Annotated in this window: 24 protein-coding genes; 16 read left to right on the plus strand and 8 right to left on the minus strand. The window is 41.0% G+C overall.

What is annotated here, in order from left to right; genetic code table 11:
- Nucleotides 1-9: 9 nt before the first annotated feature.
- Complete coding sequence (locus V7K44_RS25120) at nt 10-660, plus strand: Uma2 family endonuclease (protein WP_334935481.1); 651 nt, start codon at nt 10-12, stop codon at nt 658-660.
- A 16-nt stretch (nt 661-676) separates the two neighbouring features.
- Here V7K44_RS25120 and V7K44_RS25125 read toward each other — a convergent pair whose 3' ends face one another.
- Nucleotides 677-1,411: an ATP-grasp domain-containing protein gene (locus tag V7K44_RS25125; RefSeq protein WP_334935483.1), complete on the minus strand. Its 735-nt coding sequence runs from the start codon at nt 1,409-1,411 to the stop codon at nt 677-679.
- An 884-nt stretch (nt 1,412-2,295) separates the two neighbouring features.
- Between V7K44_RS25125 and V7K44_RS25130 the strand changes: the two genes are divergently transcribed.
- The 3 genes from V7K44_RS25130 to V7K44_RS25140 all read left to right on the plus strand — a co-directional run bounded on the left by V7K44_RS25130 (nt 2,296) and on the right by V7K44_RS25140 (nt 5,351).
- Nucleotides 2,296-2,901, plus strand: coding sequence for a DUF3038 domain-containing protein (locus V7K44_RS25130; RefSeq protein ID WP_069069205.1), 606 nt, complete (start codon nt 2,296-2,298; stop codon nt 2,899-2,901).
- Between the two features lie 249 nt (nt 2,902-3,150).
- Nucleotides 3,151-4,791 carry a DUF4335 domain-containing protein gene (locus V7K44_RS25135; protein ID WP_334935485.1) on the plus strand — a complete coding sequence of 547 codons (1,641 nt, stop codon included), beginning with the start codon at nt 3,151-3,153 and terminating at the stop codon, nt 4,789-4,791.
- Nucleotides 4,792-5,066: 275 nt separating this feature from the next.
- A complete protein-coding gene (locus V7K44_RS25140; RefSeq protein ID WP_289796743.1) occupies nt 5,067-5,351 on the plus strand; it encodes a YiaA/YiaB family inner membrane protein in 285 nt (94 codons plus the stop codon).
- Between the two features lie 119 nt (nt 5,352-5,470).
- Here V7K44_RS25140 and V7K44_RS25145 read toward each other — a convergent pair whose 3' ends face one another.
- The 3 genes from V7K44_RS25145 to V7K44_RS25155 are packed head-to-tail and all read right to left on the minus strand — an operon-like array spanning nt 5,471 to nt 6,567.
- Nucleotides 5,471-5,932 carry a ferredoxin gene (locus V7K44_RS25145; protein ID WP_334935489.1) on the minus strand — a complete coding sequence of 154 codons (462 nt, stop codon included), beginning with the start codon at nt 5,930-5,932 and terminating at the stop codon, nt 5,471-5,473.
- A complete protein-coding gene (locus V7K44_RS25150; protein ID WP_334935491.1) occupies nt 5,932-6,318 on the minus strand; it encodes a DUF1257 domain-containing protein in 387 nt (128 codons plus the stop codon). Before V7K44_RS25150 ends, V7K44_RS25145 begins: the two co-directional genes overlap by 1 nt.
- Before the next feature lie 39 nt (nt 6,319-6,357).
- Complete coding sequence (locus V7K44_RS25155) at nt 6,358-6,567, minus strand: DUF2997 domain-containing protein (RefSeq protein WP_094328129.1); 210 nt, start codon at nt 6,565-6,567, stop codon at nt 6,358-6,360.
- 540 nt (nt 6,568-7,107) lie between these two features.
- On the opposite strand from V7K44_RS25155, the gene V7K44_RS25160 reads away from it, so the two are divergent.
- Together V7K44_RS25160 and V7K44_RS25165 are read left to right on the plus strand one after the other, a co-directional pair.
- A complete protein-coding gene (locus tag V7K44_RS25160) occupies nt 7,108-7,509 on the plus strand; it encodes a protein-tyrosine phosphatase family protein (protein WP_334935493.1) in 402 nt (133 codons plus the stop codon).
- A 183-nt stretch (nt 7,510-7,692) separates the two neighbouring features.
- Nucleotides 7,693-8,382 carry an SAM-dependent methyltransferase gene (locus tag V7K44_RS25165; protein WP_334935495.1) on the plus strand — a complete coding sequence of 230 codons (690 nt, stop codon included), beginning with the start codon at nt 7,693-7,695 and terminating at the stop codon, nt 8,380-8,382.
- Between the two features lie 148 nt (nt 8,383-8,530).
- On the opposite strand, the gene V7K44_RS25170 is transcribed toward V7K44_RS25165, so the two are convergent.
- Together V7K44_RS25170 and V7K44_RS25175 are read right to left on the minus strand one after the other, a co-directional pair.
- Nucleotides 8,531-9,304, minus strand: a complete 774-nt coding sequence (locus V7K44_RS25170) for a hypothetical protein (protein ID WP_334935497.1) — start codon at nt 9,302-9,304, stop codon at nt 8,531-8,533.
- Between the two features lie 11 nt (nt 9,305-9,315).
- The gene (locus V7K44_RS25175; protein WP_334935499.1) at nt 9,316-10,359 is read right to left on the minus strand and encodes a hypothetical protein; all 1,044 of its coding nucleotides are present in this window, start codon (nt 10,357-10,359) and stop codon (nt 9,316-9,318) included.
- A gap of 463 nt (nt 10,360-10,822) precedes the next feature.
- Between V7K44_RS25175 and V7K44_RS33295 the strand changes: the two genes are divergently transcribed.
- Genes V7K44_RS33295 through V7K44_RS25200 form a run of 5 tightly spaced genes read left to right on the plus strand, consistent with a single transcriptional unit; the run spans nt 10,823 to nt 14,449 of the window.
- Nucleotides 10,823-11,041 carry a hypothetical protein gene (locus V7K44_RS33295; protein ID WP_442940715.1) on the plus strand — a complete coding sequence of 73 codons (219 nt, stop codon included), beginning with the start codon at nt 10,823-10,825 and terminating at the stop codon, nt 11,039-11,041.
- Between the two features lie 18 nt (nt 11,042-11,059).
- Nucleotides 11,060-11,911 (plus strand): ABC transporter ATP-binding protein, encoded by an 852-nt coding sequence (locus V7K44_RS25185; RefSeq protein WP_334935501.1) that lies wholly within the window; start codon nt 11,060-11,062, stop codon nt 11,909-11,911.
- Nucleotides 11,868-12,722 (plus strand): ABC transporter permease, encoded by an 855-nt coding sequence (locus V7K44_RS25190; protein ID WP_334935503.1) that lies wholly within the window; start codon nt 11,868-11,870, stop codon nt 12,720-12,722. Before V7K44_RS25185 ends, V7K44_RS25190 begins: the two co-directional genes overlap by 44 nt.
- Before the next feature lie 19 nt (nt 12,723-12,741).
- Nucleotides 12,742-13,215, plus strand: a complete 474-nt coding sequence (locus tag V7K44_RS25195; protein WP_012410989.1) for a MarR family winged helix-turn-helix transcriptional regulator — start codon at nt 12,742-12,744, stop codon at nt 13,213-13,215.
- Nucleotides 13,181-14,449 (plus strand): MFS transporter, encoded by a 1,269-nt coding sequence (locus tag V7K44_RS25200; protein ID WP_334935506.1) that lies wholly within the window; start codon nt 13,181-13,183, stop codon nt 14,447-14,449. The genes V7K44_RS25195 and V7K44_RS25200 overlap by 35 nt, the downstream gene beginning before the upstream one ends.
- A gap of 266 nt (nt 14,450-14,715) precedes the next feature.
- Here the strand turns inward: V7K44_RS25200 and V7K44_RS25205 are convergent, their stop codons facing one another.
- On the minus strand, nt 14,716-14,844 hold the full coding sequence (locus V7K44_RS25205) for a hypothetical protein (RefSeq protein ID WP_334935508.1): 129 nt from the start codon (nt 14,842-14,844) through the stop codon (nt 14,716-14,718).
- A gap of 120 nt (nt 14,845-14,964) precedes the next feature.
- On the opposite strand from V7K44_RS25205, the gene efeU reads away from it, so the two are divergent.
- From efeU to V7K44_RS25225, 4 genes are all read left to right on the plus strand, one after another.
- The gene (gene efeU / locus V7K44_RS25210) at nt 14,965-15,798 is read left to right on the plus strand and encodes an iron uptake transporter permease EfeU (protein ID WP_334935510.1); all 834 of its coding nucleotides are present in this window, start codon (nt 14,965-14,967) and stop codon (nt 15,796-15,798) included.
- A 31-nt stretch (nt 15,799-15,829) separates the two neighbouring features.
- Nucleotides 15,830-17,020 carry an iron uptake system protein EfeO gene (gene efeO, locus V7K44_RS25215; RefSeq protein ID WP_334935512.1) on the plus strand — a complete coding sequence of 397 codons (1,191 nt, stop codon included), beginning with the start codon at nt 15,830-15,832 and terminating at the stop codon, nt 17,018-17,020.
- 29 nt (nt 17,021-17,049) lie between these two features.
- Complete coding sequence (efeB, locus tag V7K44_RS25220; RefSeq protein WP_334935514.1) at nt 17,050-18,309, plus strand: iron uptake transporter deferrochelatase/peroxidase subunit; 1,260 nt, start codon at nt 17,050-17,052, stop codon at nt 18,307-18,309.
- Nucleotides 18,310-18,508: 199 nt separating this feature from the next.
- A complete protein-coding gene (locus V7K44_RS25225; RefSeq protein WP_334935516.1) occupies nt 18,509-19,126 on the plus strand; it encodes a VOC family protein in 618 nt (205 codons plus the stop codon).
- 69 nt (nt 19,127-19,195) lie between these two features.
- Here V7K44_RS25225 and recN read toward each other — a convergent pair whose 3' ends face one another.
- Nucleotides 19,196-20,944: a DNA repair protein RecN gene (gene recN / locus V7K44_RS25230; RefSeq protein ID WP_334935518.1), complete on the minus strand. Its 1,749-nt coding sequence runs from the start codon at nt 20,942-20,944 to the stop codon at nt 19,196-19,198.
- Nucleotides 20,945-21,202: 258 nt separating this feature from the next.
- Here recN and V7K44_RS25235 point away from each other — a divergent pair, with 258 nt between their 5' ends.
- Nucleotides 21,203-23,194: an ABC1 kinase family protein gene (locus tag V7K44_RS25235; protein ID WP_334935520.1), complete on the plus strand. Its 1,992-nt coding sequence runs from the start codon at nt 21,203-21,205 to the stop codon at nt 23,192-23,194.
- Nucleotides 23,195-23,235 lie beyond the last annotated feature (41 nt).

Genomic DNA, 23,235 nt, shown 5'->3' on the forward strand with positions numbered 1-23,235 from the left:
AGGAATGCTATGTTACTTGAACTGAATCAACTAATTGTTAGAGCCGGTCATCAGTTGTTGATTAAAGATGTCTCCTGGTCGGCATACAAACGCATTTTAGCAGAATTGGGAGACAATCGCAGTTCTCGCATAGGTTACAGTCAAGGGGTGCTGGAAATAATGGCTCCATTACCAGAGCATGAAGTAGCTAAAGTTATTATTGGGGACTTGGTAAAAGTTTTATTAGAAGAACTCGATCTCGAATTTTGGAGTTTGGGTTCTACGACTTTTGATCAAGAAAGCATGGATGCTGGGGTAGAACCCGATGATTGTTTCTATATCCAAAATGAAGCTAAAATTAGAGGCAAAGATAGAATCAATTTAGAAACTGACCCGCCTCCAGATTTTGCTATTGAAATTGATATCACCTCCCGGACTCGTTTCAATAATTATCAAGCTTTGAGAGTACCGGAACTGTGGCGATGGAATGGAAGCAAGTTGGAAATAAACGTACTTTTCGATGGTGAATATATAGAATCAAATACCAGTTCGATTTTCCCAGATATCCCAATTTCACAAGTAATTCCTAAATATTTGATGCTAAGTAAAACCAATGGCAGAAATGCCACAATGAAAGCATTTCGTGCGTGGATAATGCAGCAAATTAATAGCCAGATTTAGTTAAAATCGTCTAAAATTAAAAATCGCAATAGTCTTTAGTACCTGTAATCTCTGCCCATCTCGCTGATAGTAACTTGGCATAGTCTAGGGGAAATAACCCATAGGAACCCAAAGAATATCCATCATTTACTTCAACTAACAATGTTTCTCCTTTATCGGTGCAACCAAAATCAATCGCATAACCGTTTGGAGCAGATTTATAAGCCTCTACCGCTTTTTCAATAACTCTATAATCAAAAGTGGTTCTCCAATCTCCCTTATAGATTCTCACGTCAAGAATTTTCCGATACCTGACAAAACACCGCCACTCTGCAAGGAAATTGACAGGTTCAGAACACCAAACTTCAGTATCTTCAAACTCATCGCCACAACTAATTAAATCCTTAGTGCTTCGTACTAATCTACCTGTAAACTTTTTGGAAGCATAAGCAGGTTTAATAAAGATATTCCATTCTTCTGGATGACTGGCAATGTAATTAATTTTTGATTTCCAGATTTTTCTACCTAAGAATTCCTGTAGTTCTGGTGGATAGTTAATTTCAACTGGACAAGTGATGTTTAATTTTTTGAGAGATGAATAGAACGCATCAATATATCCAACCACAACATTCTCTGGTTTTAAATCCGTAAAGGATTCTCCTTTAGTAAAAGAAATAATTTCCCAGCCCATTTTCCTGAAGCTATCGTAAGCAATAAAAAAATTGATACTAGCAAATTCACCTTCAGAGTCTTTTTGGATATAAACTTTCATCAAAGAGATAATTCCTTAAACAAGATAATTTAAAGCGTTTATTAAGCTATCTGACTTTTACCGTTAAGTCTCAAAAGGCTTATTCAGAATCGATTATGGAGAAGATGCAAAATATACAGGGCGTATATTACCAACTAAGTTGGACAAAATCACTAGGTCAACATCTTCAAATGCTAAGGAATGTGAATTAAATAAAGTACAACTCTTAATTTATGTAATCTAATGTTGGGTTACGCTGTCACTTCACCCAACCTACAAAGAATTGTAAGTTAATAAATCCACGTTCCTAACTTTATCAAACTTTTAGTTTGTCCTCAGTTTTATGGAGGTATCAATCGTCCTGTCCTGATGTTATCCAGCCTGTCGTTAATAGGACTTACGCAAGACTAAACGCGCCTAGGGGCAATTCATAAATTACCCCTACCTGAAAATCAGGCTTTTGGCTATTATTTGCGTAAGTCCTGCTGAAATAACAGGCTGCACACAAGGGAAACTGGTGTGGGATGACCTCCAGCAGCAAGAAGCGCCTTTAGCAAACAGGTAAAATATTTGTATAGTAATTATGTATACATAAAAAGCCAGTAATAAACATAAAGAAATTTCAAAATTTAAAACTGCAAATAAATTAAGAGGTATTCTAAATAATTAGCGTTTAGTATTCAAAACAATAGTTTATTTATACTCTTGTACGGAACTAGCAGCGAAAGTCGGGTAAACCTTAACTAGAATTGATAATTTTCTACTTTGTCCAAAATAAATTTTCATCTAGAGTAGGACAGAGATACCTGCTGTTTACCACATAGAAAATGGGAAACCAACCTTGATTCTGAAGAGTCTGGTTTCAAAATGGGTAACAGCAACATCCCCTATCAGCTTGATCACCTATGCTAAAAGTTATGCACTCGGCCGCCAACTCAGCCACTCCAAATTCCCAATGGGAGGATTTAATCAAGCTTCCAGCCCCAAACACAGTTCAATGGGACAATATCAAAACCCAATTAGACTTGGTGCTGTTGGCGCTAGAAACCTTAACTGGGATTGGTTCAGAGGCTATGCTTTCGGCGGCAACCGATCTGAATTTAGAGTCAAGAGTGCCAGACCGCGTAGCTTTATGGCGATTACGCCAATCAAATCCTCTACGCAAAGGTCAAGGAGGGCGGAAAAAGCTAGATGTCGAAGAAGCGCGATCGCTTGTTTTGATCATCTGCTATCTAGCCAAACAGCACCAGGAATTGATTCGCCGTGCTGTCGGTCTGTTAGAACAAATGGCAGAAAATAACCGGGAACCTCACCAGGCTGCTTTACTTGGAGACTATATTGATGCTTTTTGCAACACCTACCAAGAGCGAATGGAAGAGGACGAGCAAATCTCAACGGATTTACTAACCAATCTGGCCCTAAAACTGCTTGTAGATTTACTTTTTTACAGCGCTCCTGGTGGGCATCGCCGTCTCTGGCTAGCACTTATAGACCGTTCAACAAAATTTTAAATTTTAGATTTGAAATTCTTCAACCAAAATTTGCTCATGAAAGTTTGCTAGGTAAGGATTCCTTTTTGATGGTCATTAGCTCTTGGGCAATGCACAATCAGCAATGCTTCCTCCTTACACACCAGTTTGCACAACAGAAGGAACCTGACAAATTGCTAAGTGGAGGAATCCACCGTTCCAACTTTTCTTTGCAAGCAACTGGCTTAATTTTTGCAAAATCCCAATATAGTCTTCTTCGCAGTTCCTGTCATGCCTCTATCAAATTCAGTTATTCGTTGCTACACACCACCAACTTGCACGCTAGAAGTATTCGCACAAAGCTCACCTCTGTCTCGTTGGATGGGGAAAACTGTCCTCAAACATTTGAGCTTTGAGCTACGTTTTGACGATCCCCGACTACCAGAAGAACAAAGAGTTCCAATTCGGGGCGATCGCGATCAACTCGAAGCTTTATGTGATGCTGTTACCAACTATGTACAGCAATTTCTCCAACAGTCTCCAGAAAGCTTTTGGGTCAGTTTCTCCAGTACCCAAGAGTCAAGCACAGCACTGGATGAGCCAGAATTAAAGTCTTCAACAAAAACATTAAATGCCTTTAGTACCCAGATTCCAGGAGCAAATATCTACTTAGAACCAAGTAGCTATTTAACTCACAACCTATTTCTTGGTTCTCTTGCCAACTATTCATCTGGCCCCGTAATTCAACTCAGTCTGCTGCAACTATTCGATTTGGCAAGTGCTTTAGATGAATATTCAACTGATGTCATGGCACTTCCAACTCTCAACAGCACGAGTTCGACTCTGAGGTTTCCTGCTTGGGCGCCTATTGCCGCAGTATTAGTATTAGGTATAGGTTTTTTACCAGTTACTTGGCAATATGCTAACAACATTCGAGAAAAGCAACAGCAGACAGCCAAAAGATCGGATTCAGCAGCGGTAAAAACTGCTCTAGAACCTTCATCGTCACTAAACTTTCCCACACCTGAACCTGGGCTAACCCCGCCATCAAACAATTTGCTAGGTTCTACCCCTCCACTTTCCACATCCACTTTACCCCAAGCACCTCTAACAGCTCCTAGTTCTAGTTTCTCTCCAGCACTACCAAATACATTGACAATACCTCAAGGGACAACTGCAACCCTTCCTAGTAATCGAGCGATGCCTCCGGCGAGCTTCTCTACGAGTCGCTCCGCGAACACTAACACACCATCCAGCAAAATCCCAGGTCAGGAAATTGCCATATTACCAAATCTGGGACAGAATCCAACCGGGTCAAATTCCCAACCCGGTGCTATTCCTCAACTGCGGAATTTGCCACCCAGACTATCTTCTAACGCCAATAGCTTACCAACTAATATCTCACCAGTACTGCCTCCATCTCTTGACACCATACCCAATAATAATCGTGTCAATACCCCAACCCAACCCTCTCCACTAACCTCACAACAACTAGACGAAAGAATCAGTTCCTTACAGCAATCTTCTGCTGGAGAGAAACCTACTTCACAACTTCCCTCTTCTAGAACCGCTGCTAATAATCCATTTATCGATCAATTAGGGGACGCAAGTAAAAACCCCACATCCAGAGAAGTAGCTACTGGCACATTATTTGACACAACTCAAGTAGCAGAAGCTAGAGAATATCTAACAAAGCGTTGGCAACCACCTACTGGACTGGGACAAACATTAGAGTACAGTTTGATAGTTGGTGTTGACGGCACAATTGAACGAATTTTTCCCCTTAATAAGGCAGCAAGAGAATTCGTTGATAATGCCGGGATGCCTGAAGTTGGCAAACCTTTTGTTTCCGCCAATAAAAATGGACAAAATGTCAGAATTCGAGTTGTTCTCAGTCCCGATGGCAAGGTACAGACTTTTCCAGATGAATAACTAAACTCATCCTTTTAATGCCACTTGTAAAACTGGTACAAATCTTGTGCCAGTTTCTACTGACTACATTGCTCTTGAGCAAAAGTGTTGAAGTCCAGTTATGAAACTGGTCTTACTATTGATACCAGTAAACCTACCAACAAATATAATTACTGTTAACACCAATTCTCCAAAACTAAACTATAGATACAAGTCTGGAAACCCAGATTAAATTTTACGCTTCTTAATTACGAATTAATAATTGGTATTAATAACTCATATCAAAGGTAAGAAATATGCAAACAATTGGTACCCAAAAAGACAGTGCAGCTTGGGTTATTCAAACTTGGGCAGCTTTTGTGATTTCTATTTCTATGACCAGCTTCGGTATTGTAAATTTACCTGTAAATGGCTGGGTGAAAGGCTTTATGGGTATGGGTATGGCTTTCTCTGTTGGCTCAACTTTTACTTTGGCAAAAACTACTAGAGACTTGCATGAAACAAGAAGATTAACTGCGAGGTTAGACGAGGCAAAAGTAGAAAAATTACTTTCACAACACGATCCTCTAAATTTCAAATGAAGGGAGTTAGCCCTTATAGGGAATTCAAAATTATCCTTGCATCAGAAATTAACTATATAACAAAAAACAAAAGGACTGGATATACCAGTCCTTTATTATATTGATTTAACGTTTTTATCTTAATAACGGGATTTTTTGGTTTTTAATTTTTGCTTTTTACGCCGACGTTCGCTAGCAGCAACTGCTTGTTCTACAGGATAACCCACTATAGGAATTACCTGATATTTGCGCTCGTCTTCTAACTTTCTCAGTTCAGTGTAATCAACCCAATGAATGCAATCAACTGGACAAGTGTCAATTGCTTCTTGGATAATTTCCTCAGCGTCCCCATCTTGCCGAACCACGCGCGATCGCCCGTAATCTGGTTCAATATAAAAGGTGTTACGAGCAACATGAGCGCAATGCTTGCAACCAATACAGGTGATTTCGTCAACATAAACACCATTTTGGCGTAATATACCACCCAATTCCGGTTCTAAACCAGAACGTTCTGGGGCATCCCGCAAAAAACCCCCTAATTCTGGTTCAAAACCGGAACGGTTATCGTCTTCTTCTTCCGGCGACGGCAGAAAATCAGCCATTACGCACTCCAGCGCTGTACTACTAGGCGAATTGAACCATCTTCATTTTTCTGTTGTTCAGAAACTTGAAAACCAACACGAGCTGTTTCTTTCACAACTGTTTGATAAGCATAGTGCTGTGTTACCTGGCGCAAAAATCCATCTACAGACAAATCTTGCTGCCAATATTGCAAGTCAGCCACCAGTTCATATTCTTTGCCATTCCATCTAAAACCGATGTCATAGCCATTTTCCTGCTCAATACTAACTTCCGCAGGATGGGTTTGACCGCGATAGCCACGGACTTCACGTGGGCCGGGTTTCCAGTCTACTCCCAATTCAGTCAAAGCATCTTTCAAAGAATCAAGGTTACGGATTTGAGTCTTAATTTGGCTAAAGTGTGACATGGTGGTTGTGAATTAATAACACTAAACTACTGTGAAAACTTACCAATCGCTGTAAGTGGTGTGTGTATTCGCCACATTAGATTGCTGCACCTTCGCGGCGAAATATTCTGAGGTTGGCTCATGATTAAGTACTTGCCCCAGCTGTGCCTCTATTGCTGCTGTAACTTCAGCGCAAGAATTACCCACAATGCCAGTGACTTTCTCTTGTACCCGACCGTCTGGATAGATTATGAACTCTAATGTCTCCATTCTTTTGGTCAACCAGGATAAGTACGCTTAAATTGTACTGCCTTAGCAGAAGGCTACAAATATAGCCCTAGGAACATTTTTAGATACAAACTCGCCATTTGTTAACTAATGTTCCATATTTCAACATATATATCTCAGAATCTTTACGAAACTTATTAGTATTATAAGCATACACATCAGTATTTAGTTAGTTTCTCTTAACCTCATTGATTAGTCAAGGTAGCTAGTGGAGCTAGCTAAGTAAGCTGCAAAAGTCCTAAGAATAAGCATTAGAGGTAGTATAGCCAGCAAGATAATTAACAAAAATATAAAATTTATTGAAAAACTTTATTCTTAGCATTCGATCTACCTTATTATTTTCCAGATAGGTTGGATGCATTGCAGTATCAGTCTAAAGCAAGATAGTGTGGTATACGTATGTGTTGTATTAGGTATTTTATATAGTTACTTTAGCTGGCATCTGGTGTAGAGGGATTTTTAGACTGCGATCGCCATTTTCTGCCATTGGTTAGATTTACCAACCTCGACTCTAGACTAAATATGTACAAATTTGCCCCAGCTTGGGAAAAGGAGCAAATAGTCTTTGGTGCTGCACGACCTGAATACACTGACAAGAATGTTCAGGATTGGATAGAATTCATGAAGCGCCAAGATATCAAGCGTGTTTGCTGTCTTCTTGATGAACAACAGCTAGCTTCTTACTCTAATCTTCTGGACACCTACAAACAGGAATTTGGGAATCAGCTAATTTGTTGGGTAACGATTGTAGATTTCCATTTATCTAATTTAGAAACCCTCACACAGAAAATACTTCCTTTCTTAATAGAAGCTGACAAACAAAATGAGAAAGTTGTTGTACACTGTTCTGGTGGAATTGGACGTACTGGACATGTGTTAGCAGCATGGCTAGTTAGTGTCCAAGGATTATCAAATCTGCAATAAATGCTGTCAAAAGAACAGGTAGAAATCCTTATGAAGCTGCGATCGCTGCTGTGTTTAGAGGTAGAAATCCCTTGACAGTTGTAAAAGAGCTTAACGCGCTTCTGAATGATTGCCGTCTCGCAGTGAATAAAACATTTTGATGCTATTATCCACTGTAATCAGTCTATTGATGAGGTAAATTATATGGCAATGGTTCTAGATAAAGTAGTTCCTTTTGGGAGATCAATGGATGAATATATAAAAATATTCAATTTAACAAATGCAGATTTAAATAAAAGAATTATTGGGATTGGTGATGGCCCGGCAAGCTTTAATGCAGAACTGACACGTCAGGGTAAAAGTGTAGTTTCTGTTGATCCACTATACCAATTTTCCAGTGATGAAATATTGCAAAGATTTAATGAAGTGGTAGATAACATCATCAATCAAGTCAAGGCTACATCAAATGATTGGGTATGGAGCTATCATAAATCCCCGGATGATTTGCGGCACAATCGAGTCAAAGTTATTCAAGAATTTCTGTCTGATTATGAAACTGGCAAAAAAAGCAACAGATACGCAGTCGGTGAATTGCCAAAATTAGCTTATGATAATCAGGAGTTTGATATAACTCTTTGTTCGCATTTATTATTTTTATATTCAGATCATCTCGATTACGATTTTCACTTAAATTCAGTAGGTGAGATGCTGCGTATTGCTAAAGAAGTCAGAATATTTCCCCTGATAACTTTAATGTGGAAACATTCACAACATTTAGATGAAATAGTAAAATATTACACTTCTAAAGGTTACAAGATAGATATTGAAAAGGTTGAATACGAATTACAGCCTGGTGGAAACCAGATGTTGAAGATAACTAGAGATTTTATATAATTCGTATTCATAACGCTCAGTTTTTCAATAATTTTTAATGCGATCGCGCTTTCAGCTATACGTGTAATATGCTTAGGCGTAACCTAAACTAGACATGACTGTTTACATTACAGCAGGCGATCTCTAACCTGCTTTAACACTACAATAATTACACAATTAATTCTAGATTGATATTTTTTTCAATCCAGGCGATACCTTTGGGGAGAATTACACAGAAACGATTCTCATAATGGATAAGTGCTTCATCATCTAATGCTTTCAAAATTTGCGTTCTATATCTACTTATATTTGTATATCTAATCCATTTCGTCAAATCTGAATCACTAATTTTATCTGGCTGTTTGTAGTAGAGAATAATTAAAGTTTTGTCTTCAGAATTTAGTTTTGTATTTTGAATTCGTATAAAACCATCAATTTCTGTTATTAAAGGTATTTTTGTTTCGTTAATGCTTGCAACAATTTTTCTTGCTTCATCAATACTATTAGTATGATAATTACGTATAAGTTCAATTAAAATCCAGTCTGCTGAATGTGCTACAAGTAGAGAATCAGAGTAATTTGGATCTACTTCCCCGCCCACATGAGCAACATTCCTTTTATTTCTAATATCAAGAAGAACTCTTGTTAATTGAGGAATAAAAAACCGGATACCCTCTGGTAAATTTGTGTTGGAAGTAACACGATTGATTATTTTCTGAGTATCTAATTGTTTTCCAAATGGTGTAAAACTACCCGTATCTAGAAATTCAATTAAACGTAGAATACATTCACTGAAACGAGCAGCATTTAATTCAGTCGGACGAAACTTTTTTAGAAAAAAGTTTTGTTTAATATTTTGATACTCATTAAGCAATACAATCAGAATATCTTTTGGCAGCTTAGAAGATAAAGCTGTTTCAATATTGGATCTTTGAATACTCACAATTTCTATAATTACTGAACAGGATCTTCGTTAAGCCATTCTTCGACAAGACTTTCAGCTTCAGATGTAAGATAATATAAATTTTCATGAGTACGACCAAAGTATTTGCTGTAGTCTTTGGTATTAGTCAAGGCTTTCGTAAAATTATCTTTTTTCACTGAAACAGTTTGATATCTTTTGGTGAGGTACTCGTATGCTAATCCTGGTTTCACAGCATCTTGAGTTTTTAATTCTTTGATAATGTCGTATAAGGCAAGAAGGGCATACTTAACGCCAGTATCTAATTTTCGTACATCGAAGCTGTCAAACCTTGATGGTAATTGAAGCCACTCTTCGATTTTTTGAGTTTCTTCTTTTGTTATTCGAGAACTTCGACTAGAATTCTTCCTAGTTGACTTTGAATACTCAAAACCAATAACATCTTGGTTTTGCATTTCTACAAGAATTTTATTGACTTCTATACGTCCACTAGGATTAATTTTAAAAGTTCCATCAGATTTAATAAAGAAACGGCTTGCAATATCATTCAGATGTGTTGAATAATTTTGATCATATACTCCATTTGTTTTAGCAGCTTGATTCAAGTGTTCCTTATTAGGAACTGGTTCTTCGTGAAGTAAGTTATAAGCCCAAACATAAAGTAAACTAAATCTTTGTTGTTGAGCTTTTTTGTTCTTGCCCTTGTAATCAGGGTTAATTGAAATAAGAATACCCTGTCCATCTTTTTCAAAATAATTTGAAGGGGCATGAGTTTCAATATTACTTTGAACCGTAGTATTAATAATTTCTTCCTGCAAAGGCTTATCATAGCTGGACTGTCCTTCTTCTAGTGGTTTCTGAAAAGGAGGTAAGACAGGCTGTTGTTCGCGAGTTACAACGCGCTGAGAATTTGTCACTTGAGTTAAAGGTACATAACCCCCCATAACAGATGCAACTTTATCAATTGAAGTATCAGTAAAAGATAAACTGACCTTCCTTGAATAATGGCTATCCGATTGTTCTTCTTCCAGAGAAAAATTATTCATAGAAGCAGAACTAGGTTGAGGTATATTCATGAGAGTTCCACAACTGAGGCACTTGCTTTTACCCTTAAGTAGATAAGCACCACATTCTAGATTTAGGCACTTTACTTGCTGCTCACAACTAACACAGAAGTTATACGCCTCATTAATTGGAACATTACAATATGAGCAGTTCTGCACGGCTTTCTCTTCTTAATTTTTCTTTATGTATTTAATAGTGAACACGTAGCTTCTATGTAATTAGTCATGGTTGAGCGTAATTATTACACTGACAATCCCAATCAACACGAATATCCCAAGATAACCTTAAAAGTACTACTAGAACAAGTGCGTAACCACTTTTTGAGAAAAAAGGCATCTATCAGCCTCAGAACCCAGAAAAATACGGCGTAATTAACCTTTCTAGCTATCAAGAAAGACACTAAATACTAAAAGCTGTCAACTCAACTCCACAAATTGGCTATGAATTCAGAGCAAGCGAACAAAACAATCCGCATTGGAGTATGGTTTCTACGGATTAGCAAAAGCTGCTGCCAAGGTACTTACTGGCAAACGGAAAATGATTTTAGCCGTAGCAGTAGATCAAAAAGGCTACGCTTACCCTGGTGATGGTTTAAATACTGTGTTTCCTTTTACTCTGATTCAAATTTCCGCCAGAAGTCTATTGACTTCTGTTAAATCTATTGAGAAGCTAATAGTTAGGTTTACTAATTAATAGAAGTGCATCAAACTTGTGACAATACTGACGGGCAAAATAAATCGATCGCAACCTCAAGAAGAACCAAAACCGTTGATTTTGGAAACTCAGGGACTCACACGCCGTTTTGGTAAGTTAACCGCAGTTAACAACCTGAGCATATCTGTGGAACAGGGCGAAGTGTTTGGACTGCTTGGCCCCAATGGTGCAGGGAAAAGTACAGTTATTAAAATGTTGACAACCTTGCTACCTATCAGTGCAGGGAAAGCAACCTTAGCTGGCTATGACGTGACTCGTGAATCTAATCCTGTAAGACGGGCTATCGGCTATGTACCCCAGGCGCTCTCTGCTGATGGTAGTCTCACGGGTTACGAAAATCTTTTAATCTTCGCCAAGCTGTATGGAATACCTGCCAAAGGACGCGATCGCCGCATCTATGAAATTCTAGAATACATGGGTTTACAAGATGCGGCGAAACGTTTGGTACGAAACTACTCTGGGGGGATGATCCGCAAGCTGGAAATTGGCATATCAGTTCTACATCAACCCCAAATTCTGTTTCTTGATGAGCCGACTGTTGGACTAGATCCCATAGCTCGAACTCAAGTATGGCAACTTGTACTACAACTCTGTGCTGATTACGGCACAACTATATTTTTAACAACCCACTTTTTAGAAGAAGCGGATAGCTTATGTAACCGAGTGGCGATTATGCAGCAAGGTGAAGTCGTTACTACAGGTACACCGAGCGATTTAAAAGCTTCTTTAAATAACCCAAATGCAACTTTGGATGATGTCTTTATTCACTATACAGGCGACCAGTTAACATCAGGAGTCAACTACCGTGACACAGCAAGAACCAGACGTACTGCTCAACGGTTGGGTTAAAGCACCACCCACTGTCCGAGTAAATTTGATCTCTGCAATTAAAGAGCTAGTTACGAAAACCCTGGCGATCGCAGAATTAGAAATACGTAAACTCCGCCACGATCCCACTGATTTAATAGTTCGAGCTGTGCAACCAGCTTTATGGCTCCTAATATTTGGGCAAGTTTTCTCTCGGACTCGCGCCATTCCAACAGGAAACTTACCTTATTTGGACTTCATTTCTGCTGGCATCTTGGCTCAGAGTATTTTGTTTGTGGCAATTTTTAGTGGTGGGATGACGCTAATCTGGGAGCGAGATTTAGGGATTGTACATAAATTTTTAGCTAGTCCTACACCTCGCGTGGCGATGGTGTTGGGCAAAGGTTTAGCATGTGGGGTACGGTGTTTATCTCAGGTAATATTCATTTACGGATTGTCATTTTTATTAGGTGTCAAACTAAATCTTCATCCCCTAGCTATTCTCCAAGTGCTACTGCTGGTGATGCTGGGGGCAGGTTCCTTTTGTATTTTCTCATTAATTATTGGCTGTTTGGTGAAAAGCCGAGAAAGGATGACGGGTATCGGACAATTGTTAACCATGCCGTTATTTTTTGCTAGCAATGCCATATATCCCATCTCGTTGATGCCCAGTTGGTTAAAGTTCATTTCCCATTTAAATCCGTTGACTTATCTGGTTGACGGCTTACGTAGCACCATGCTGTTGAATGGCACTAGCATCTATGGTTTTGGTCTGGATTGTACAATTCTCTTATTCACATTAATCATTTTAGCCATCCTTGGTGGAAAACTTTATCCACGGGTGGCCATGTAACTAGGAGAACAACAAGCCCATGACCTTGGATAAACCTAATCAAGGTGCAACTTCCGAAGAATGTGCCGCTAGAGTAATGGAAACAGTTCCATTAGTGATGCGGTTTATCCGAGCGGATATGCGTGCCCATAGTGCCGCTTTTTTATCTATACCTCAGTTGCGATCGCTAGCATTTATCAACCGTAATCCTGGTGCTTCATTATCTGACTTAGCAGAGCATTTAGGTGTCACCTCTGCCACGGCATCAGCAACCATAGAACGCTTGGTACAACGGGACTTCGTGAAACGGATTGCTCATCCTCAAGAGCGGCGGCGGGTGCTGCTCAATTTAACTGAAGATGGAAAACATCATCTCAAGCAATCCCAAGATCAAACTCGCGCTCATATTACTGACTTGCTCAAAGGTCTTTCAGAAGACCAAATTTCCAACATTGAAGAAGGCTTAACTCTACTAAAAAATGTCTTCGAGAAAACAGAACTCAAAGCCCCATAACTTTGAGGTTGCACAACATGATCCCTTTGCAGCCTTTAAGTTTCGAGACTATCGGCTATTTACCATTGGACGGCTGGTGCTGTTCGTGGGGTCGCAAATGCAAACTGTAGCGATTGGCTGGGAACTCTATGAGCGGACTAACTCAGCGATCGCTTTAGGTGGTGTGGGACTGGTCCAAGTCTTGCCGATGATTGCTCTCACCTTGATTGTCGGACATATAGCCGATCGCCGCGATCGCAAACTCATCATGTTATTGTCGGTGATGTTGCTTGCTCTCTGCTCGCTGGCTTTGGCAGTGCTTTCCTATACTCAAGGTGCAATTTTTCTAATTTACGCTTGCTTGTTATTAACAGGTGTCGCCAGGGCATTCCTCAAACCAGCCAGTGATGCTCTAATGTGGCAGTTGATACCTATCAGTGCGTTTACCAATGCAGCAACTTGGAATAGTAGTAGTTTTCAGTTAGCCGCAGTCATTGGCCCAGCCTTTGGAGGATTCGGAATTGCGCTACTGGGAAATGCTACAGGCGTATATGTGCTAGCTGCGATCGCCGCGTTGCTGTGTTTTATTTTAACGCTGGCGATCAAAGAGCAAAAAGTCATTCGCGCAACTGAGCCAATCTCACTCAAAGCGCTATCAGCCGGTGCTAAATTTGTTTGGCAGAATCAGTTAATTTTAGCAGCGATTACATTGGATATGTTTGCTGTATTGTTGGGTGGTGCGATCGCGCTTCTCCCCATTTTTGCCAAAGATATTTTACACGTGGGGCCAGTGGAGTTGGGATATCTCCAAGCAGCTCACTCCATCGGTGCTTTGACTATGGCTATCACCCTAGCCTATTTACCACCGTTACGCAAAGCAGGCCCAGCCTTATTGTGGTCAGTAGTTGGCTTTGGGATTGTCACAATTATCTTTGGACTTTCTCGTTCGTTTTGGCTGTCTATGTTAATGCTGACCCTTGGTGGCGCACTAGATAGTATTAGCGTTGTGATTCGCCATACATTAGTTCAAATCAGAACACCGGATCATTTACGTGGTCGAGTTGCTGCTATCAATAGCGTGTTTATTAGTGCCTCAAATGAATTAGGAGGCTTTGAGTCAGGCTTAACTGCGGCTTTATTTGGCCCAGTGATTTCTGTTGTGGGTGGTGGAATCGGCACAATTGTAGTAGTGATTGCTACAGCCATGATTTGGCCGGGAATTCGAAAGTTAGGGGCTTTGCAGGAGTATAAATAAATGAAAATGTGAGTATCAGATGATGAAGTGATAGCCACTACTGAGTCTTCCATAAATAACAAAAATCCTACCCTATGCAAAAGCTACAAGATAGTAATTCTTATTTCTTGCTGGGGTAGGATTTTTGTTTAGCAAAATTAGCACATCGCGTAATTAAAAGGTAGACAAATCTGGAGTTTTAGGATGATGTCTAACTTCAATTCGCCCTTAAATTTATGTAATTGGCACTAAGCTTCAAAAGTTGCATCCAGGCGATCGCACAGATATTAAGCTGTCGATTGGGATATAGAAGATTCTGGCTGACGACAGAATAGGCTGAAAAGAACTCCTAGTAAGGCTTTGTAGAGTTCTTTGATTGGTTTATATAATTTCCAGTCTGCAATTGTCAATTCCACGAAAAATTTATGTTTCTAGGATTTTAGAGATTTTTTAACTCGCAATTATATACAAATGTTCTCAAGTAAGTTATTATTCTCATGATGATTTGATAGTAATTATAATTAATAAGGTTATCCATGCTTTTTCCCTTCTTGATCATGTTCCGAGAGGGCGTTGAAGCTGCGCTCGTCGTAGGTATCATTGCCAGTTATCTCAAGCAAACCGGGCGTACCTATTTGATGAAGTCAGTGTGGGTTGGCATTGCGCTAGCAACCTTTTTTTGTCTAGTTGCTGCAATTATTTTGCAAATAACCAGTCAGGACTTTCCGCAACAAGAACAGGAATTATTTGCAGCTGTAATTTCTATCGTTGCAGTTGGGGTTCTCACCTGGATGGTTTTCTGGATGCGCCGTGCTGCTCGTTCTCTTAAAGGGGAGTTACAGTCTCAAATTGAAACTGCCATTCAGTCGGGGGATAAATGGGGACTAGCACTGGTGGGGATGGCATTCTTTGCCGTCCTGCGGGAAGGTTTGGAAACAGTAGTGTTTCTCCTAGCAACATTCCAGCAAAATTTGGGAATTCAAGCTCCCGTGGGAGCATTGTTTGGATATGCAGCCGCAGTAGCCGTCGGTATAGGCATTTATCAAGGTGGTATCCGCATCAATCTAAGGCGATTTTTTAAATGGACAGGAGCCTTCATTATCCTGGTTGCTGCTGGACTGTTAGCAAGTGGGGTGAGAGCTTTCCATGAAGCCGGAGTGTGGAATTTACTGCAAACAGTAGTATTCGATGCTAGCGGGGTACTTCCCAATAATGGGTTTCTAGGTTCACTGTTGGTGGGATTTTTTGGATATAACGATGCTCCGACCATTAGCGAGGCGATCGCCTATTTTGGCTATCTAATTCCTACCATGTTGTTGTTCTTCTTGGGAGAGAACGCCAGACAGAAGAATACAGCTAGACATTCCTAGCAACTTCAATAATTTTTAGGACAATACAACCATGAAAAATTTTTTAAAGCACTCAACAATTATCTGTCTGATTGCCTTGACAGTCGCTGCCTGTGAATCCAACAAATCAAGCGATACTTCTGGGAGTAATTCTCCAGAAGCTAAAGTAGCCAGTGATACTTCTAGCAGCAATTCTGCGGAAACTGCTTTGACTGTGACAGATAAAGGTTGCGAACCCAATCAGCTGACACTGACATCTGGGCAAAACAGTTTTGTAATTACCAATAAAAGCAGCCAACCTTTAGAGTGGGAAATTTTGTCTGGGGTGAAAGTCATAGAAGAACGGGAAAATATTGCTCCTGGCTTCGTTCAAAAACTTAAAACCAATCTAGAAGCAGGTGAGTATGATATGGCTTGCGGTTTACGCAGCAATCCCAAGGGGAAACTCACAGTGAAGACAGGAGTTGGAGATTCTCAAGCCAAAGGGACTGTAGATCAGGGTAAATTAGTAGGTGCGATCGCAGAGTATAAAGTGTATGTCACCAAAGAAACTGACCAACTGGTGGCAGACAACAAGACCTTCACAGATGCCGTAATTGCTGGCGACCTTGCCAAGTCTCAAAAACTCTATGCCTCTACCCATGTTCACTGGGAACGCGCAGAACCAATAGCCGAATTGTTCTCTGACCTCGATAAAACGATGGATTCCCGCGCTGATGACTTTGCCAAAAAAGAGGCTGACCCACAATTCACTGGATACCATCGCATCGAGAAAGCTTTATTCCAAGATAAAACCACAAAAGGCATGAAACCTTTTGCCGAAAAGCTACAGAAAGATGGACTAGAGCTACAAAAGCGTATTGCCTCCTTGACCATTGAACCGAAAAATATGGTTGGCGGTGCCGCTGGCTTGATTGAAGAAGTGGCTGCTACCAAAATTTCTGGGGAAGAAGACCGTTATAGCCATACTGACCTCTGGGACTTCAGCGCTAATGTAGAGGGTTCTCAAAAGATTGTGGAGTTATTGCGCCCCGTCATCCAAAAAGCCAACCCAGAACTACTGGCACGTGTGGATACAAATTTCACCAAAGTTAACCAAGGACTTGCTAAGTATAAAACCCCTGATGGTGGTTTTGCTACCTACGACAAGGTGAGTGAAACAGACAAGAAAGATATGAAAACAGCGATCGCTGCCCTTTCTGAAGATTTGTCTCAGCTGCGTGGCACTCTAGGCGTGAACTAATTTTTGAATAATTCCTAGAGGAGTAAACTATGTCTAGTTCGGAGCAACCAAGTTTACGCATTACTCCCCGCATCAACCGTCGTGACTTGCTCATCGGGATGGCAGCAGCCGGTGGAGTAGCTGCTTTGACCAGTTTGGGTTATCGCACTCTTTTAGAACCTACCGAAGACCCATCTGAAGAGACTGTGCCATTTTTTGGGATTCACCAAGCAGGTATTATTACCCCTGCCCCGGCTTCTGCCCTAATGGTGGCATTTGACACAACTGCGAAAACCAAAGCAGATTTGGTGCGGTTATTTAAAACCTTGAGCGATCGCATTCAGTTTCTCATGGCAGGGGGAACACCCAAGCAACGCGACCCCAAATTTCCACCCAGTGATTCGGGAATTCTTGGGTCTATAGTAGTTCCCGATAACCTCACCATCACCCTAGCAGTGGGCGAATCACTGTTCGATAACCGTTTTGGACTTGGCAACTTAAAACCCAAGCGGTTAAACACCATGCCAGGTTTTCCCAATGACCAACTTGACCCAAATTTGTGTCATGGGGATATACTGCTGCAATTTTGTGCCAACACTGAGGAAGCGAACATTCACGCTTTGCGGGATATTATCAAGAATCTGCCTGACTTGATAACTTTGCGTTGGCAAATAGATGGGTTTCTACCACCCAATACTCATAAAAAGCTTGGCAAAACCACGGTGCGGAACCTACTTGGTTTCAAAGACGGGACGGCAAATCTAGATGCTAGCAATGAAAAGTTGATGAACCGGATTGTCTGGGTACAGCCAAATAACGGCGAACCAGCTTGGACAGTAGGAGGAAGCTATCAAGTGGTGCGAACGATCCGCAACTTAGTCGAACGTTGGGATCGTACACCACTACAGGAGCAAGAGACAATTATTGGGCGCAATAAAGATTCTGGCGCACCTTTGGGGATGAACCACGAGAAAGATATTCCCAATTATGCTCAAGATCCCAAAGGTCAACAAATCCCCCTAGATGCTCATATCCGCCTTGCTAATCCCCGCAAATCAGAATTGGGTTTGATTCTGCGGCGTGGTTTCAATTATTCACGCGGGTTTGATAAAGCTGGACAGTTAGATATGGGTTTGTTGTTTGTCTGTTTTCAGGCTGACCTAGAAAAGGGCTTTGTAACGGTGCAAAATCGCTTGATTGGGGAACCTTTGGAGGAGTATATTCGCCCCATTGGTGGTGGATATTTCTTTGCTTTACCTGGTGTTAAAGCTGTTGGAGGTTATCTTGGTCAGTCATTACTAGAAGCTTAATTTTTAATTTTTTGACGGTGGTTAGCCGCTTGCGATCGCTGGTGCTTGAGATTAACTCAAAACAATCTTAGTTATGATGGTAGATATCAACCTTGTTTCTAATCCACAATATTGAATACTAGATCGTTTTCATCGGTGAGCATTATGAGCAATAACCTTGCGGTAGACGCTGTAAAGTCTTTTAACTTAGGAGACTTCGATGAATAAGGAGTCGCCTTTTGTAGAAACTGACGGATTGCTCTTGTATAAACAAGAGTGCAAGACTCCAGAATTCTTAAACTCATCTTTTTGCATACATCTATTTGGTGAACTAGTTGTCGTAGATCACTATGTACTGTTGTTTCCTGATTCAGAAACTCTCACAGATTACGCTAAAACTCTGGTCAACTATGATGCCAAAATCACGGAAGGGCCAGGAAAATGGCCCGATGATTTTTGCCCAGAGCAAAGCTTATTACCCGAAGATGCTAGTATGTACTTTCTCTCAGCCTTAATGCCATCAGGTATGATTTTGGTACTACTTGCGCCTAACACGCCAGATGAACAGATCGCTAGCTTATTCCAGGAGCAAGGTTTTAATACTGTCCACCACGTCGCCATTATTGTTGATGATATCTATGCAGCAGCAGAGGTGTGGCATAACAAAGGCTTTATTGCTCTGTCTATGACTCCTCAAGAGGATGGTTCCTTATGCCAATGGTTTTTTCGCAACTGGGCAGGTCAAATTATAGAGCTAATCTGCCGCCAATGGATGGGTAAAGAGACTTTTTCCTGCGAGAATATCGCTGGTTTACGCCTTTCAGAATTGGCAGCCTAAATTTATAATTCGTAATTCGTAATACTCGCCTCCGGCGAGAAGCAAGCTAGGTAATTCATAATTATTTGGTCAAGTATGCTTCGCGCGACGGTGGTTAGCAGCTTGTAATAATAGAGACTCTGCAAAAGCGATCGCATCAGTTGCAGATTTACCACCAGCTAACTGCGCTAATTCTTCCCGACGGGTGTTTAAATTATCCAAGGTAGTAACTCTAACAACAGTACGTTGTTCAGCATTTCCATTGTTGGCTTTTTTACCTTTGCCTTGATTAATAGTTTGCTTATCTACACGAAAATGCCGATCGGCCATTGCCGCAACTAAAGGTTGATGGGTAACACATAATACTTGGTTGCGTTGACTTAGCTGGTATAATTTTTCCGCGATCGCTTGGGCTACCCTTCCCGAAACCCCGACATCAATTTCATCAAATACCATTGTCCCAGCCGCATCAACCTGAGAAAAACAAGCTTTCAGCGCCAGTAAAAAGCGGCTCATTTCCCCACCAGAAGCAACTTCTGTTAAAGGTTGCAGTGGTTCTCCAGGGTTGGAACTAAATGTAAACGTAATTTTATCTGCTCCCATAGCAGTTGGGAAAGCTGGTAATATTTCAACCAAAAATTTCACTTTTTCCATCGCTAGGGGCTTGAGTTCAGCTATCAAACGTGATTCTAAATTAGCAGCCGCCTTTCCCCGTAGTTGAGTTAACTGATTACTTGTTTGGGTGAGTTTTTCAAAACAAGCCTTTTCTTGCTGTTCTAACTTTTCGATAGATTGTTCGCTGTCATTAAGTTGGGCTAATTCCCCTTGGATACGTTCGTAATAAGCGATCGCTTCTGTAAGTGTCGGCCCATATTTGCGGCAAATTTGCTTTAACTCCTGAATTCGTTCTTCCACCTCCTCCAATCGGTGCGGATCGGCTTCCAATCCATCCCCATAAGCATTAATCTGCCTTCCCACTTCCATTACCGCAGCTTGCGCGTCCCGCACTAATTCTAATAGGGGTTGTAGTTGGGTATCGTATTCTACCATGTCATTTAATGTCGCCTCACTGTCTCCCAATAAATCTCCGGCGGCGGGAGTTTCATGATCGTTTTGATACAAAGCCTGATAAACCTTGTAACTCATTTGTTGCAAATCGACGACATGATTTAGGCGTTCCCGTTCTTGTCCCAACTGTTCCAATTCATTAGGTTCACTGAGATTAGTTGCTCCCAATTCTTGCACTTGATAAGTGAGCAAGTCGAGTTGTTGTAAGCGTTCCCGTTCTGATGTCCGGCGTTTTTCTAGTGCTAAATGCGCTTGTTGGTAACTACTAAAGCTCGTGGCGACTTTATGACGCTGCTGCATTAGAGAGTCACCACCATACAAATCTAACCAATCGCGGACTTGAGCCGATTGTCCCACTTGTACAGTTTGACCTTGGGCGGTAATTTCCACCAAGCGATCGCGCATTCCTCCCATGATCTGCCGATTTACCAACACACCATTCACCCGCGATCGACTGCGGATATTACTAGCAGTGGCTGTAATTTCTCGGCTAATGACTACAGAATTTTCATCAAGCAAATCTATTTCTTGTTCAGTCAACCAAGCGGCGAGGGGGGCGTTTGAGGTAAAAGTAGCTTCAACCATCGCCCGACTTGTCCCCGTGCGAATGACTCGACTAGAGACTTTACCGCCCAAAGCGGCATCAATGGCATCCAAGATAATCGATTTTCCAGCGCCGGTTTCACCTGTTAACACATTTAGTCCCGCGCCAAATTCTAATTCCAATTGGTCAATTAGAGCAAAGTTTTCGATTCGCAGGCAAAGCAACATCAAGCCAAATTCTCCATGAGGGCAGATGCCGGATACTTCTAACTTACAAGATAATAAGTATGATCTTTCAGCAACTAGCAATACCTATTACTATTGAACTAGTATGCCCGTTTAAGTGTAGCAGACCTAATAGTACTAGGGAGTAAGGAGAGCAGAGGGAGATGAGGAAAAAATACCCAATGCCCCATTCCCAATTCCCAATTTCTAAACATATTGTTACAATACTTAATGTGATCGTTCTGACTGGTGGCCTTCTTCATGATTGTTAAGACACTTCCCCCTAGTTCCCGACCGATTCAGGAGGACAGTCGCAACGGCACAAATCGCCGAAGTGACGAACTGGATGTTATTGATGTAGTGCCAGAAGATGGTACATCAAGTTTAGTTGTACGCTCACCAAGACTCTTAGCAGCCCAAAATGTGAGAACAACAGCCCAACCTGAGACGCTTTACGATCCCGTAGGCATAGCGGCGCATTACCAAAATAAAAAAGTGCAAGTTTTACGGCGGATTTTTGCCGTATTGGGCCCAACTCTATCCTTTGCTTTTGGATTGTGGTCGGATAGTAAACGGGGAATTGTCGCCAAAAATGACCGTCGCCGAGCCACTCAGCTACGAGTATTGCTGACCCAATTAGGGCCTGCTTACATCAAAATTGGCCAAGCTTTATCCACCAGACCGGATCTAGTTCCTCCCGTATATTTAGAAGAATTAACTAAACTACAAGACCAATTACCGCCTTTCCCCAACGAAATTGCTTACCAGTTTATCAAAGAAGAATTAGGCGCACCTCCAGAAGAGGTTTACGCAGAACTGTCGGACCAGCCAATTGCTGCGGCTTCATTGGGGCAAGTATATAAAGGTAAGCTAAAAACTGGTGAAGAAGTCGCTGTTAAAGTTCAACGCCCCGACTTAAGAGAGGGAATCACCATTGACTTGTATATCTTGCGTAACCTCGCCGCTTGGGTGCAGAAAAAGGTTAAACGGGTAAGAAGTGACTTAGTTGGGATTCTCGATGAATTAGGCGATCGCATCTTTGAAGAGATGGACTACATCCATGAGGGTGAAAATGCCGAAAGATTTTTTGAATTATACGGTCATATAAAAGACATATACGTTCCGAAAATTTACTGGGAATACACTAATCGCCGCGTCTTGACGATGGAGTGGATTAACGGTACTAAATTAACCCAGACAGAAGAAATTAGCGCTCAAGGTATAGATGCTCGTTATCTAATTGAAGTGGGTGTGCAGTGTTCCCTGCGCCAGCTGCTAGAACATGGATTTTTCCATGCAGATCCCCACCCTGGTAATTTGTTAGCTACAACCGATGGTAAATTAGCTTATCTCGACTTTGGGATGATGAGCGAGATTAAGCCACCACAGCGTTATGGTTTGATTGAAGCGATCGTTCACGTCGTCAACCGCGACTTTGAAGGATTAGCAAAAGATTACGTTAAATTAGATTTCTTATCACCAGAAACCGATTTAACACCAATTATCCCAGCTTTTGCGAGAGTCTTTGCTGATGCCGAAGGAGCTAGTGTTGCCGATCTTAATATTAAAAGCATTACCGATGAGCTATCGGCTTTGATGTATGAGTATCCTTTCCGCGTACCGCCCTACTACGCTTTAATTATTCGCTCTCTGGTGACGCTGGAAGGTATTGCAATATATATAGATCCCAACTTTAAAGTCCTCAGCGAAGCTTATCCCTACGTTTCCAAACGCCTGTTAACAGATCCAGCACCGCAATTAAGAGCATCATTGCAAGATTTGTTATTTAAAGATGGCAGATTTCGCTGGAATCGCTTAGAAAACTTGTTAAAAAATGCGCGTAATAGTCAAGACTACGACTTTAATTTAGTGCTAAATCAGGGGATAGAATTTCTGTCATCTGAACGTGGTGCTTTTATTCGTGACAAACTAGTAGATGAATCTGTTAACGGACTTGATGCTTTAGGTAAAAATGTTTTGCATAACTTTACCTCCTTGTTGCGAGAACGCGTAGGATTGACAGCAGTGAATAAAACTCCAGCGGCCACGGTTGAACAACAACAAACCTTAGAGCATATCAAACGTATATTAGGTATTCTCCGAGAAACAAGAGGCTTTGACCCAGTGCAAATTACATCCCAAATTGCCCAGTTATTGGTAAATTCAGATGTACAACGTTTAGGTCAACAAATAGCCAACCGCTTTACTCAGAAAGCTGTAGCCAGGTTAATTCGGCAATTATTGGCATCTTAGTAAAAATTATGAGTTAAATAAAGTTTTTAACTCATAAATCA

The sequence above is a fragment of the Nostoc sp. genome (assembly GCF_036917235.1).
Taxonomy (GTDB): Bacteria; Cyanobacteriota; Cyanobacteriia; order Cyanobacteriales; family Nostocaceae; genus Nostoc.

Coding starts and splice junctions, on each gene's coding strand:
- V7K44_RS25195 (WP_012410989.1), top strand. CDS start 12,742: ATGACCTTGGATAAACCTAATCAAGGTGCAACTTCCGAAGAATGTGCC.
- V7K44_RS25130 (WP_069069205.1), top strand. CDS start 2,296: ATGCTAAAAGTTATGCACTCGGCCGCCAACTCAGCCACTCCAAATTCC.
- V7K44_RS25165 (WP_334935495.1), top strand. CDS start 7,693: ATGGCAATGGTTCTAGATAAAGTAGTTCCTTTTGGGAGATCAATGGAT.
- V7K44_RS25160 (WP_334935493.1), top strand. CDS start 7,108: ATGTACAAATTTGCCCCAGCTTGGGAAAAGGAGCAAATAGTCTTTGGT.
- V7K44_RS25225 (WP_334935516.1), top strand. CDS start 18,509: ATGAATAAGGAGTCGCCTTTTGTAGAAACTGACGGATTGCTCTTGTAT.
- efeU (WP_334935510.1), top strand. CDS start 14,965: ATGCTTTTTCCCTTCTTGATCATGTTCCGAGAGGGCGTTGAAGCTGCG.
- V7K44_RS25145 (WP_334935489.1), bottom strand. CDS start 5,932: ATGGCTGATTTTCTGCCGTCGCCGGAAGAAGAAGACGATAACCGTTCC.
- V7K44_RS25175 (WP_334935499.1), bottom strand. CDS start 10,359: ATGAATATACCTCAACCTAGTTCTGCTTCTATGAATAATTTTTCTCTG.
- efeO (WP_334935512.1), top strand. CDS start 15,830: ATGAAAAATTTTTTAAAGCACTCAACAATTATCTGTCTGATTGCCTTG.
- V7K44_RS25200 (WP_334935506.1), top strand. CDS start 13,181: ATGTCTTCGAGAAAACAGAACTCAAAGCCCCATAACTTTGAGGTTGCA.
- V7K44_RS25140 (WP_289796743.1), top strand. CDS start 5,067: ATGCAAACAATTGGTACCCAAAAAGACAGTGCAGCTTGGGTTATTCAA.
- V7K44_RS25120 (WP_334935481.1), top strand. CDS start 10: ATGTTACTTGAACTGAATCAACTAATTGTTAGAGCCGGTCATCAGTTG.
- efeB (WP_334935514.1), top strand. CDS start 17,050: ATGTCTAGTTCGGAGCAACCAAGTTTACGCATTACTCCCCGCATCAAC.
- V7K44_RS25150 (WP_334935491.1), bottom strand. CDS start 6,318: ATGTCACACTTTAGCCAAATTAAGACTCAAATCCGTAACCTTGATTCT.
- V7K44_RS25155 (WP_094328129.1), bottom strand. CDS start 6,567: ATGGAGACATTAGAGTTCATAATCTATCCAGACGGTCGGGTACAAGAG.
- V7K44_RS25135 (WP_334935485.1), top strand. CDS start 3,151: ATGCCTCTATCAAATTCAGTTATTCGTTGCTACACACCACCAACTTGC.
- V7K44_RS25235 (WP_334935520.1), top strand. CDS start 21,203: ATGATTGTTAAGACACTTCCCCCTAGTTCCCGACCGATTCAGGAGGAC.
- recN (WP_334935518.1), bottom strand. CDS start 20,944: ATGTTGCTTTGCCTGCGAATCGAAAACTTTGCTCTAATTGACCAATTG.
- V7K44_RS25125 (WP_334935483.1), bottom strand. CDS start 1,411: ATGAAAGTTTATATCCAAAAAGACTCTGAAGGTGAATTTGCTAGTATC.